Consider the following 12,332-nt stretch of genomic DNA (forward strand, 5'->3'; position numbering starts at 1 on the left):
CGGCCTTGGGTTTGCCACGCGGCTGTTCTATCGGTGCGCGACACCCATAGCCGGGGAACCGACGATCGTGCTTTCGACCTTACTCGCCGCCGCTGCCGGCAGCCATATCCGCTTTCAGGACCTGGGGCTCGACCCGGTCGCGCTGTCGCTCGGCTTCTTCACGATCAAATGGTATTCGCTGGCGTACATCGCCGGCATCCTGATCGGCTGGTGGTACCTGCTCAAGCTGCTCGATCAGCCGGGCGCGCCAATGGCGCGGCGCCATGCCGACGACCTGGTATTCTATGCGACGCTGGGCATCATCCTGGGCGGGCGGCTGGGCTATGTACTGTTCTACGCCCCCGACATGCTGACGCGCCCGATCCAGGTGCTGAAGCTATGGGACGGCGGCATGTCGTTCCATGGCGGGGTGATCGGTACCACCATCGCGATCATCCTGCTGGCGCGCCGGCACGGGCTCAACTGGCTTCGCGTGCATGATTATGTCGCGTGCTGCGTGCCGTTCGGGCTGTTCTTCGGCCGGCTCGCAAATTTCGTAAACGGTGAGCTTTGGGGCAAACCCGCCGACCTCCCCTGGGCAATCGTGTTCCGCAACACGGTGGAGCCGGGCATGATCGAGCCCGCGCGGCACCCTAGCCAGCTGTACGAAGCCGGGTTGGAGGGCATCCTGCTGTTCGTGGTGCTGTGGTTCTTCTTCTGGCGCAGCGATTCGCGCTACCAGCCGGGCAAGCTCACCGGCATCTTCTTGCTGGGCTATGGGCTGTGCCGCTTCTTCGTCGAATTCTTCCGTGAGCCCGACCGGCAGCTGGTGTGGCTGGTGGAGCAGACCGGGCTGCACATGGGCCAGTGGCTGTGCTTGCCCATGATCGCAGGCGGGGTGTACCTGATCGGTACGTCCAAGCGCCGGCGCCAACGCGTGGAGCCGATCGCGGGATCGGAGAGCGTGGCCTGAGCCGAGCCGAGCCGATGATCGACTCAACCGCCGCGCCCGAGCCGCTGCTGCCCGAACGCCTTGCCCGCGCGATCACGCTGGGCGGGCCGATCCCGCTGTCGCAGTTCATGGGCGCCGCGAACGCGCATTATTACGGCACGCGCGATCCGCTGGGCGCACGCGGCGACTTCACCACCGCGCCCGAGATCAGCCAGATGTTCGGCGAGCTGATCGGTGCGTGGCTGGCGGACCTTGCCGCACGCGCCGGGGCGCAGAGCCACCGCTATGTCGAGTTCGGCCCCGGCCGCGGCACGCTGGCCGCCGACGCGCTGCGGGTGCTGGGCAAGGCCGGCATGCAGCCGCCGGTGCACCTTATCGAGAACAGCCCGACGCTGCGCACCGCCCAGGCGGAGCGCGTGCCCGGCGCCGAATGGCATCTCGATCTGCTCGGCGTGCCCGAGGACGCGCCGCTGCTGGTCGTCGCCAACGAGTTCTTCGACGCACTGCCGATCCGCCAGCTGGTGGCGACCGCCGATGGCTGGCGCGAGCGGCTGGTGGCGTGCCAGGACACGCTGTTCCTGCCGATCGCGGGCGACCGCAGCTTCGACATGATCATTCCGAAACCCCTGCGCGAGGCGGCAGCCGGCTCGATCCTGGAGACCTCACCGGCCAGCGTCGCGATACTGCGCGGGCTGGCGGCGCGGCTGGAGAAGCAGGGCGGCGCGGCGCTGATCATCGACTATGGCTATGAAGGGCCGGCGATCGGCGACACGTTGCAGGCCGTTCGCGGCCATCAATATGCCAATCCCTTCGACGCGCCAGGCGAAGCCGACCTGACCGCGCATGTCGATTTCGGCACGTTGAAGGAAGCCGCGGAGGCCGAGGGGATGGTGGTCCATGGCGCGGTGACGCAGGGCGCGTTCCTAAAGGCGCTGGGCATCGAAGCACGGACCGAGGCTTTGTCGCGGGCCGCGCCGGAGCGTGCCGAGCAACTGGCGGCGGACCGCGACAGGCTGATCGGCGACGAAGCGATGGGCGACTTGTTCAAGGTCATGGCGCTGACCGCGCCGGGCTGGCCGGTGCCGGCGGGGTTCGCATGATCCGGTACCGCGATGCCAGCGCGGCCGATCTGCCCGCGATCGACGCGATTTTCCGCACGAGTTTCGTCGCAACCTTTGGAAGCCTCTACAAGCCGGACGATCTGGCAGCTTTTCTGGGCGGGTTCACGCCCGAGGCGTGGGCGGCGGAGCTGGCGAGGCCAGGGATGGCCGCCCGGCTGGCCGAGGACGAAGCCGGGGCCATCGGCTTTTGCAAAATCGGGCCGGTGTCGCTGCCGGTCGAGCCCGGCCCGCCGACGATCGAACTGCGCCAGCTGTATCTTCTCGAACGCGGCCAAGGCACCGGCGCGGCGCAGGCGCTGATGGACTGGGCGATCGGCAAGGCGCGGACGCAAGGCGGAGCGCGGCTGGTGCTGAGCGTGTACGTCGACAATCATCGCGCACGGCGCTTCTACGAACGGCACGGCTTCGTAGAAATCGGCCGTTACGAGTTTCGCGTCGGCAACCATATCGATGACGACCGCCTCATGAGCCTGACGCTGTGAACGTCAAGGTGATCCGCGCACGGGCGCTGGACGGCGTGGCGCATGGTTTTCTCGGGCGGCGTGGCGGTGTTTCGGAGGGCGTGCACGCCGGGCTGAACGTCGGGACAGGGTCGCAGGACGATCCGGCGGTGGTCGAGGAGAATCGCCGGCGCGCACGGGACGCGGTGCTGCCGGGTTCGACGCTGGTGACGCTGTACCAGGTGCATTCGGCGGACGCCGTGACGGTGCTCAGCCCCTTTGAAGAGCGGCTGCGGCCCCGCGCCGACTCGCTGGTGACCAATCGGCCAGGCCTCGCGCTGGGCATCCTCACCGCCGATTGCGCGCCGGTGCTGTTCGCCGACAGGCAGGCCGGCGTGATCGGCGCGGCGCATGCCGGGTGGAAGGGCGCGATCGGCGGGGTGACCGATTCGACGCTGGCCGCGATGGAAGCGCTGGGCGCGCGGCGTGAACGCGTGGCGGCGGCGATCGGCCCCTGCATCGCCCGAGCGAGCTATGAAGTGGACGAAAGCTTTTTCCGACGCTTTGCCGACGCCGAGCCGGAGAACGAACGCTTCTTCGCCGACGGCAAGCCCGGGCACTTTCGGTTCGATCTGGAAGCCTATGTCGCCCACCGCCTGGCAGCGGCGGGGGTCAAGACGGTCGAGATGCTGGGGCTCGACACCTATGGCGATGCCGACCGCTTCTTCAGCTACCGCCGCGCGACGCATCGGGGCGAGCCGGATTATGGCCGCCAGATTTCGATCATCGGACTGGGCTGAGGCTTAAGAAGCTGCCGCACATCCAAGTTTCCCGGCGAGGGCCGGGGAACCGAGGAAGCACTGAAATCCTCTCCCGGCGGAGCGGTGGCAGCCCGCAGGGCTGATGGGGGCATCCCCGCTTGCGCGTCCGGCTTCAGCCGAACCGAGGACACCCCTCCGTCGCGCTATGCGCGCCCCCTCCCCCTAGCAGGGGAGGATTTGAACCTGCGCACGACACCGTGCCCCGCTGATCCGAGATCAGGTGGGTAGAAACCGCGTCGGTGATCGTTACACTTGTCACGATCCAGAATAGCGGAGAGCATCATGACCGACGAAACCGAAGCCGACCTGACCGGCGGCACCCCCCGGCGCCGGCCCAAGGCCAATGTCGAGCACGTCGGCGGACGCAAGTTGAAGCCATCGACGCTGATGATGGGGCATGGCTATGATCCCGTACTTTCCGAGGGATCGCTTAAGCCGCCGATCTTCCTTACCTCGACCTTCGTGTTCCCCAATGCCGCGGCGGGCAAGCGCCACTTCGAGGGCGTAACCGGCAAGCGCCCGGGCGGCGCCGAGGGGCTGGTCTATTCGCGCTTCAATGGACCGAACCAGGAGATCCTGGAGGACCGCCTGGCGCTGTGGGAAGAGGCCGAGGACGCGCTGGCCTTTTCCAGCGGCATGTCGGCCATTGCGACGCTGTTCCTGTCGATGGTCAAGCCCGGTGACACGATCGTCCATTCCGGGCCGCTTTATGCGGCGACCGAGACGCTGATCGCGCGCATCCTGGGCCGCTTCGGCATCCACTGGCTCGACTTCCCGGCAGGCGCCACCCGCGAGGAGATAGACGCGGTGCTGGGCAAGGCGGCGAGCGGCAATGTCGCGCTGATCTATCTGGAAAGCCCGGCAAACCCGACCAACGCGCTGGTCGACGTCGAAGCCGTGGCGGCCAGCCGCGACGCGATCTTCACCGGCGCCAACAAGCCGCCGATCGCGATCGACAACACGTTTCTGGGTCCACTCTGGGCCAAGCCGCTCGACCAGGGCGCCGACATCGTCGTGTACTCGCTGACCAAATATGCCGGCGGGCATTCGGACCTGGTCGCAGGCGGCGTGCTGGGATCGAAGGAGCACATCAACACGATTCGTTCGATGCGCAACACGATCGGCACGATCTGCGATCCCAACACCGCCTGGATGCTGCTGCGCAGCCTGGAAACGCTGGAGCTTCGGATGAGCCGGGCGGGCGAGAATGCCGCCAAGGTGTGCGAGTTCCTGGCCGGGCATGAGAAGGTCGAGAAGGTCGGCTATCTAGGCTTCCTGGAGCGCGGCGACGATGCGCGCCAGGCCGATATCTATCGCCGGCACTGCACCGGCGCGGGATCGACCTTCTCGCTCTATTTGAAGGGTGGCGAGGCCGAGGCCTTCGCGTTCTTGGACGCTCTCAAGATCGCCAAGCTCGCCGTGTCGCTGGGCGGCACCGAAACGCTGGCGAGCCACCCGGCGGGGATGACGCACCTGTCGGTGCCCGAAGCGCGCAAGCAGGCGCTGGGGATCACCGACAACCTCGTGCGCATCTCGATCGGCGTAGAGGATGCCGACGACCTGATCGCCGACTTCGAGGAGGCACTGAAGGCGGTTTGAAGATGGAAAAACACCCCGGAGCGGCAAGCTACGGGGTGTTTTGTTCAGCGCTGAAGCGAGCGTTCAGCCCCAAAGGTGAGCGCGGTACGCCTCGAAACAGCGCTCGCCGCACTTCAGGCGGATCAGCGCGCCTTCGGCCATGGCGGTGGCGCGGCGGGGGTCTTCCTCCACTGCGGGGCGGATGGCTTCGCGGTTCCAGTCCTCACTGTGCTTGACGTCGAGCACGGCGTGAAGGGTGAAGTAGCGCGCCTCCTTCGGCGTCAGGCCGACGCGCTTGAGACCCTTAGCAACGAGGTCCGCGCGGATCGGGGCAGTGAGCTCGATCACGCCGAGTGCGCCGACCGAATGCCACGCATAGCGGCGGTTGGTCGCCATCGCCGTCATTGCATTGGCAAGCGACAGGCTTTCCCACACGGTGTTCTCGATCACCGGCTCGACCTGGAGCGTGTCGACCAGCGCGTCGAGCATCGGGCCGTGCATGCCCTTTTCGGTGCCGTGGCCCATCTCGTCCCAATAGTTGCGGGCGAGCTCGAGCTTGGGGCGGGTGGGCAGCTTGACCTGCGTCATCGCCACGAGATCGTCAAAGCCTGCCTCGCCTGCTGCTTCCTGTTCAAAGAACCAGCGCAGTTCTTCCTTGTCTGCTGTCTCCGCCAGCCAGGGGAAGAGCGGGTCGCCTTGACCGGGGCCGACCTGCTTCAGATCCTCGAACCAAGCGATGAACCCTTCGACGTCGGTCGGGGCGGCAGCGGCTTCGTCGGCGACTTCGGCGCGCAGTTCCTCAAGGAACGCGCCTTCCAGCCGCTGCATGCGCAGGTCGCGATCGAACGTGCGCTGCCAGTCGTCGCTCGGGAAGCCGGGCTCGAGCCGCTCGCGATTCCAATGGGCGAGCCCGCGTTGAAAACTGTCGGTCAGGAACTGCGAACCCGATGCGTCTCGGAGATCGCGAATACGTGTAGCCATGGTGAAGTCTCTCTCCTGCTAACGGTCAGAACCGGCAGAAGGCGCGGTTGGTTCCGGGGGCCAAGGAAGCAGCATGAACCAAGTACCTGTAACGCAAGCGCAATATGACACGCTTGGAACAGAGTCGCCGTCATGCTCTAACGTACGCATGAGCCACCAGTTCCGCTGCGCCGCCACGGCGCTCGCCGCCCTCGCCTTCGCCACCACGCCCTTGGCTGCGCAGGAGACCGGGGGCACGCCTTATGCAGCGGCGGATCCGTTCGTCGGCACGGGCGGCGAGGGGCACACCTTTCCCGGCGCCGTCGCCCCCTTTGGCATGGTGCAACTCAGCCCCGACACCGACACCGGCTGCCTGATCCGCGAATGCTACGGGCACGCCGCGGGGTATCGCTATGACGATCCGACGATCCAGGGGTTTTCGATGACGCACTTTTCGGGTGCGGGGCATTCGGACCTGGGCGACTTCCTGATGATGCCGGTCGCTGGCGACACGGTGGTGCTAGAGCCGGGCGACGCCAAGCAGCCGGGGTCGGGCTATCGCTCGCGCTTCGACCATGCCAGCGAAACCGCGCAGCCGGGCTATTACGCCGTCACCCTGGCGGATAGCGGCGTGCGGGCGGAGATGACCGCCGGCACGCGGGTGGGCGTCCAGCGCTACGCCTTTCCGGCGGGCAAGGCGGCGCACCTGCTGCTCGACCTGCGCAGTTCGCTGTACAATTATCCCGGGAAAATCCTGTGGTCGACCGTAAGGCTGCGCCCCGACGGCACGATCACCGGCATGCGCGAGACGCGCGGCTGGGCACCGGGGCGCAAGCTCTACTTCGCGATCCGCCCTTCCGCTCCGCTGACCGGCCACGCCTTTCTGAATCGCGAAGAACAGGTGCCGTATAAGGGCTTTCAGGGACCCAGCCGGGGCGCCGACGATGCCGCCCAACTCCACGGCACTGCGCTTGTCGCCCGGCTCGACTTCGGCGTGCTCGACCGGCCGCTCGAAGTGAAGGTGGCGATCTCCAGCGTCGACGAGGACGGCGCGGTCGCCAATCTGGACAGCGAAGTCGGCGGGTTCGACACGGTCCGCACCACGACGCGCAAGGCCTGGGAACAGGCACTTGGCGCCGTTGAGGTCGACGCCCCCGCGCCGATGCGCAAGACCTTCTACTCGGCGCTCTACCACACCCTCGTCGCACCGAGCGTGCTGTCGGACGCGGACGGACGCTATCGCGGCCCGGACGATCAGGTGCACCAGGCGAAGGGCTTCACCTTTCATTCCACCTTTTCGCTGTGGGACACGTTCCGCGCCGAGCACCCGCTGCTGCTGCTGGTCCAGCCCGAGCAGCGCAACGCCGACTTCGTCAACTCGCTGATCGCAAGCCAGCAGGCGAGCCCGTTCGGTATCCTGCCGGTGTGGCAGTTCCAGGGGCGCGAGACCTGGACGATGATCGGCTATCACGCGGTGCCGGTGATCGCCGACGCGTATCTGAAGGGCGTGCGCGGCTTCGATCCCGCCAAGGCGCTCGACGCGATGACCGCCAGCGCGCGCTACGCGCCTTATGGCGGTCTGGGCGACTATATGAAGCTTGGCTACGTACCGATCGACCGCGAGCCCGAGGCGGCGTCGAAGACGGTCGAATATGCCTATGACGACTGGACCATTGCCCGGATGGCGCGCGCATTAGGCAAAAGCGACGTGGCGGCAGAGTTCGAGAAGCGTGCTGGCAATTGGCGCAACAGCTTCGACGCGAAAACCGGCTTCCTGCGCGCACGCAAGACCGATGGCAGCTTCCGCGTGCCGTTCGATCCCACCGCGATCAACTATGGCAGCGACTATACCGAGGGAAATGCCTGGCAATATTCCTGGTTCGTGCCGCAGGACCAGGCGGCGATGTTCAAGCTTCTGGGCGGCGACGCGGCGGCGGTGAAGAAGCTCGACGCGATGTTCGAGTTCGACAATTCCAAAGTCGACTACAGCCATGCCGAGGACATTGCAGGACTGATTGGCCAATATATCCACGGCAACGAACCGAGCCACCATGTGGCGTATCTGTACAGCTATGCCGGCCAGCCCTGGCGGACGCAGGAGCGGCTGAAGCAGATCGTTGAGAGCCAATACAAGCCGACGCCCGACGGGTTGTCGGGCAATGACGATCTTGGACAGATGTCGGCTTGGCTCGTGTTCACGTCGCTGGGCTTTTATCCCGTCGCGCCGGGGTCCAACGAGTATGTGATCGGCCGACCGTTTGTTTCACGCGCGGCGCTGAACCTGCCCAATGGCCGGCGCTTCACTGTCGTGGCAGACGGACTGTCCGACGCGAACCACTATGTCGGGCGTGTGACGCTGAATGGAAAGCCGCTGGAGCGCAGCTTTCTGCGGCATGAGGAGCTAATGACCGGCGGCGAACTGCGCTTCACCATGCAGGCGATCCCGAACAAGAGTTGGGGCACCAGTCAGGCGGCGCGGCCTTATTCGATGAGTACGGCACGCTGAGCAAATGCGCTTCCTCCCTGCCGGGGGAGGAAGGAGGGGCTGGGGGTGCGCGCGCGCAGCGCTCTCCAACAGCGCGAGACAAAAGAAAAGGCCGAGGCATCGAGCCTCGGCCTTTTCTGTACCCACCCCTCTGATCCCCTCCCTTACAGGGAGGGGAAGGTGTTTGTTTCGTTAGCCGTCGCCTACGCGCTCGATGTCGGCGCCGACCTGCTGAAGCTTCTCTTCGAGCCCTTCATAGCCACGGTCGAGGTGATAGACTCGGTTGACCTGCGTTTCGCCCTCGGCGGCGAGGCCGGCCAGGATCAGGCTCATCGACGCGCGCAGATCGGTTGCCATGACCTGAGCCCCGGTCAGCTTCTTGACGCCGTGCACTTCTGCGGTGCGGCCATTGACGGCGATGTCGGCGCCCATGCGCGCCAGTTCGGGCACATGCATGTAGCGGTTTTCAAAGATCGTCTCGGTGAGGGTGCTCGTCCCCTGCGCCATGCACAGCATCGCCATGAACTGCGCCTGCATGTCGGTGGCGAAACCTGGGAACGGCGCGGTCGACAGCGTCAGCGGCTGGATGCCGTCCGGCGCGGCGACGCGGATCGCATCGGCGCGCTCCTCGACGGTGATGCCGGCTTCGACCAAGGCGTCCAGCGTCGCGCGCATGTCGCCCGCCGCCGCCCCGACCAGTTCCAGGTCGCCGCCGGTGATCGCCGCAGCGCAAGCATAGCTGCCCGCCTCGATCCGGTCGGGCATGACGCTGTAGGTCGCGCCGTGCAGCCGCTCACGTCCTTCGATCACCAGCCGCTCGGTGCCGATGCCGTCGATCGAGGCGCCCATCGCGACCAGCAGGTTGCACAGGTCGACGATCTCGGGCTCGCGCGCGGCGTTGTCGAGCACCGTGGTGCCCCGGGCGGTAACCGCCGCCATCAGCACATTCTCGGTTGCGCCAACCGACACCACCGGGAAGCGATACTCGCCACCCCGCAACCTCCCGCCCGGCGCCGTCGCCTTCACATAACCGGCCGCCAGTTCGATCTCGGCCCCGATTGCTTCCAGGGCCTTGAGGTGCAGGTCGATCGGGCGGTTGCCGATCGCACAGCCGCCAGGCAGCGACACTGTCGCCACGCCCGCGCGGCCTACCAGCGGGCCGAGCACCAGGATCGAAGCGCGCATTTTCCGGACGATGTCGTAGGGGGCGACGGTGGAGCTGAGATTGCCCGCGCGCGCGGTCATCACGCGACCGAATTCATTGGGCCGGGTACCTTCGATTGCCGTCGACGCACCTAGGACATTCAGTAGATGTCCGAAGCTGTCCACGTCTGCAAGGCGTGGCAGGTTCCGCAGTGTCAGCGGTTCATCGGTCAGCAAGGCACAGGGCATCAGCGTGAGCGCAGCGTTCTTCGCGCCGGAGATGGTGATCTTGCCGGAAAGGCGGTTGCCGCCGCGGATGAGAATTCGGTCCATGCCGAGCTTCTACTCGCTCCCGAGCGCGGTGCAAGCGGCAGGCCGTTGATGGGCATTGATCGACTTTAATGCATTGATTCCAAGGTACTGCTTTGCATCGGCGGTGGGGGAAGCGAAGAGCGTGGCGATTAGTTGTTTCGCTGAGATATTGAGCGAGCTTGTTGAACTGACGTCCGACGAGCGTTCGACGTTGGAAAAGCTCGAGTCACGCCAGCGGCAAGTGCGTCGCGGGGCGGTGCTTCAGCGTGAAAACGAGCCCTGCGGCGAGATGTTCATCCTCCGCAAGGGCCTGATGATGAGCTACGTCCTGCTGGACGATGGCAGCCGGCAAATCCTGCGCTTTCTGTTCCCGGGCGACATGCTCGGCATGTCCAGCGCGATCTATCGAGAAGCGCCCGAGACTTTGGCAGCGTTGTCGGATTGCACCGTCGCGCCGTTCGACCGCACGGCGCTGGCCGGAATCATGACTGCGCACCCGCGTCTGTCGGCAATGATCATGGTGCATGCGCAGATCGAACGCGTGGCCCTGACCGACCGTCTGGCAGCGTTGGGCCGCACCAGCGCGAAGGCGCGCGTGGCTGCGTTGTTGCTAGAGCTGCGTAACCGACTACGCGTGTCGGACAAGAGCATCGCCAATGTGTTCGCCCTGGGCCTGACGCAGGAAGAGGTGGGCGACGCTACCGGCCTGACTGCGGTGCACGTCAACCGCATGCTGCGCCAGCTGGAAGAAGACGGGCTGATCGCGCGCGAGGCCGGCAAGGTGACGCTGGTCGACGAACGCGCCCTGGCGCGTGCGGCCAACTATGTGAACCGGTATGAGGGGCTGGATCTCAGCTGGCTACCAGCGGCCTGAGGGTGCAGACCTAACGTCATATTGTCTCCTACTTCACTCCGGCCTTGAGCCGGGGTCCCGCTGCCTTGGGCAAACAGAAGAAGAAGCGGGATCCCGGCTCAAGCCCGGGAGACAAAGGAAGGATCACTCCTCCTTCGCGCGCGAAACAGGCGCACTTGCCGCCAGCAGCCCGAACGGAAGCAGTTCCCTGGAGGGGGCCGAGGTCCAGCTTCGCCAAGCCAGGAAGCAGAGGCAGCCCTCGCAAACCGCATCGTAGCTGGGCCCCGGCCTTCGCCGGTGAACAGGGGTGCTGCAAACCAGCTCAATGCCTGCGGGTGTCGACGTTCAAGGTACGGCGCGAACCATCGCAACCGCCGCCCACGCGAAACCCTAAGTGCTCACGCCTTTTCCAGCGTGCATTGCAGGGGGTGCTGGTTCTGCCGGGCGAAGTCCATCACCTGCGTCACCTTGGTCTCCGCCACCTCATAGCTGAACACGCCGCACACACCGACGCCGCGCTGGTGGACATGGAGCATGACCTGCGTCGCTTCCTCCATCGTCATGCGGAAAAACCGCTGAAGCACCAGCACGACGAACTCCATCGGCGTATAATCGTCGTTGAGCATCAGCACGCGGTATGGCGTAGGCTTTTTGGTGCGGCTGCGGGTGCGAGTCGCGAGGCCCACCGAGGGGTCACGGCCGTCGCGGCCATCGTCATGATCGCCGTCCTCGGCCATTTTGATCACGGAATTTTCTGGTTCGATCATCACGCTGTGAAAATATGGCGTCGATGGGACAGAGGCAAGGCGGCGGCGCGCTTAAGTGCGTGTGTCGTCGCCCGATGAGCGTGCTGCGCGGATCCATTACGGAAAAGGGCGGCCGCCGAGTGGCAACCGCCCTTTCGTGTTCGGACGTGAACGGCTCAGGCCGCAGTCTTCACCTTTTCGACGGCGACCGCAACGCGGTTCGACAGCGGCTGCGCCGCGTCACCGGCGAGCTTGATCATCGCTTCGGTGTTCTTGGAGGTCTCGGCGACATACGCGTCGAACATGCCGCGCATGAAATCGCTCTGGAACTTGAAGAACTCGGTCGGCGACTTGATCGTCGACAGCGTCTTCATCGCCGAGGTGGCGTTCTCGAACGACTTGCGGCCATAGTCGGCGGCGTCCTGGCCGAAGCTCTCCAGACCCTTGGCGGCGATCCGGCTCGACTCGACCAGCGCCTCCAGATTGCCCTTGGCGAACTCACCGGCTTCTTCGGCGAGCTTAGTCGACTTCTCAACGGCCGCGCGGGTGCGGTCGTTGAAATCGGTGAAAAGTGCGTGCGCCTTCGCGCCGTTGTTCTCGACGGTGGTGTCCATGGTGCTGACTTCCTTGACGATGCTGTCGCGCACCAGCCCCTCGGCGGCCACGACTTCGTTGATGGTCTGCACGGCGGCGGGCTGAGCCTGCATTGCCGTGGCTTCAACAGTTTCGGGTACTTCCTGCGACGCAGCCACTGCCGGGACCGGTCCTGAACGGTTGATCGGGGCGGCTGCCTCGATCACCGAATCCGGCGCGGACTTCTCGGCAATGGGAACGGCAGCCTCTGCCACGGAGAGGATCGGCTTGCTGGTGCGCGCGCCTTTGCCCGCCTTTGGTCCGTTGGTAGCCATGCGACTCGGTCCTCTGGATGAATGCTGCGTCGCA

11 protein-coding genes are annotated in these 12,332 nt (G+C 65.7%); 7 read left to right on the forward strand and 4 right to left on the reverse strand.

What is annotated here, in order from left to right:
• Positions 1-67: 67 nt before the first annotated feature.
• The 5 genes from lgt (at position 68) to FHT02_RS12760 (ending at position 4,912) form a co-directional block, all read left to right on the forward strand.
• Complete coding sequence (lgt, locus tag FHT02_RS12740) at positions 68-952, forward strand: prolipoprotein diacylglyceryl transferase (protein ID WP_343056939.1); 885 nt, start codon at positions 68-70, stop codon at positions 950-952.
• Positions 953-966: 14 nt separating this feature from the next.
• Positions 967-2,031, forward strand: coding sequence for a class I SAM-dependent methyltransferase (locus FHT02_RS12745; protein WP_184088143.1), 1,065 nt, complete (start codon positions 967-969; stop codon positions 2,029-2,031).
• On the forward strand, positions 2,028-2,534 hold the full coding sequence (locus tag FHT02_RS12750; RefSeq protein ID WP_184088145.1) for a GNAT family N-acetyltransferase: 507 nt from the start codon (positions 2,028-2,030) through the stop codon (positions 2,532-2,534). Before FHT02_RS12745 ends, FHT02_RS12750 begins: the two co-directional genes overlap by 4 nt.
• The gene (gene pgeF, locus FHT02_RS12755) at positions 2,531-3,292 is read left to right on the forward strand and encodes a peptidoglycan editing factor PgeF (RefSeq protein ID WP_343056940.1); all 762 of its coding nucleotides are present in this window, start codon (positions 2,531-2,533) and stop codon (positions 3,290-3,292) included. The genes FHT02_RS12750 and pgeF overlap by 4 nt, the downstream gene beginning before the upstream one ends.
• Positions 3,293-3,595: 303 nt before the next feature.
• Positions 3,596-4,912 (forward strand): cystathionine gamma-synthase family protein, encoded by a 1,317-nt coding sequence (locus FHT02_RS12760; protein WP_184088147.1) that lies wholly within the window; start codon positions 3,596-3,598, stop codon positions 4,910-4,912.
• Positions 4,913-4,975: 63 nt separating this feature from the next.
• On the opposite strand, the gene FHT02_RS12765 is transcribed toward FHT02_RS12760, so the two are convergent.
• Positions 4,976-5,872 (reverse strand): iron-containing redox enzyme family protein, encoded by an 897-nt coding sequence (locus tag FHT02_RS12765; protein ID WP_184088149.1) that lies wholly within the window; start codon positions 5,870-5,872, stop codon positions 4,976-4,978.
• Between the two features lie 148 nt (positions 5,873-6,020).
• Here FHT02_RS12765 and FHT02_RS12770 point away from each other — a divergent pair, with 148 nt between their 5' ends.
• Positions 6,021-8,357, forward strand: a complete 2,337-nt coding sequence (locus tag FHT02_RS12770; RefSeq protein WP_184088151.1) for a GH92 family glycosyl hydrolase — start codon at positions 6,021-6,023, stop codon at positions 8,355-8,357.
• A gap of 171 nt (positions 8,358-8,528) precedes the next feature.
• On the opposite strand, the gene murA is transcribed toward FHT02_RS12770, so the two are convergent.
• Positions 8,529-9,812, reverse strand: a complete 1,284-nt coding sequence (gene murA / locus FHT02_RS12775) for a UDP-N-acetylglucosamine 1-carboxyvinyltransferase (protein WP_184088153.1) — start codon at positions 9,810-9,812, stop codon at positions 8,529-8,531.
• 148 nt (positions 9,813-9,960) lie between these two features.
• Between murA and FHT02_RS12780 the strand changes: the two genes are divergently transcribed.
• Positions 9,961-10,665: a Crp/Fnr family transcriptional regulator gene (locus tag FHT02_RS12780; protein ID WP_184088155.1), complete on the forward strand. Its 705-nt coding sequence runs from the start codon at positions 9,961-9,963 to the stop codon at positions 10,663-10,665.
• 377 nt (positions 10,666-11,042) lie between these two features.
• Here FHT02_RS12780 and clpS read toward each other — a convergent pair whose 3' ends face one another.
• Both clpS and FHT02_RS12790 read right to left on the reverse strand, forming a co-directional pair.
• Positions 11,043-11,381: an ATP-dependent Clp protease adapter ClpS gene (gene clpS / locus FHT02_RS12785; protein ID WP_184088281.1), complete on the reverse strand. Its 339-nt coding sequence runs from the start codon at positions 11,379-11,381 to the stop codon at positions 11,043-11,045.
• 185 nt (positions 11,382-11,566) lie between these two features.
• On the reverse strand, positions 11,567-12,298 hold the full coding sequence (locus FHT02_RS12790; RefSeq protein ID WP_184088157.1) for a phasin family protein: 732 nt from the start codon (positions 12,296-12,298) through the stop codon (positions 11,567-11,569).
• Positions 12,299-12,332 lie beyond the last annotated feature (34 nt).

Source organism: Sphingomonas xinjiangensis (genome assembly GCF_014199255.1).
Classification (GTDB): Bacteria; Pseudomonadota; Alphaproteobacteria; order Sphingomonadales; family Sphingomonadaceae; genus Sphingomonas; species Sphingomonas xinjiangensis.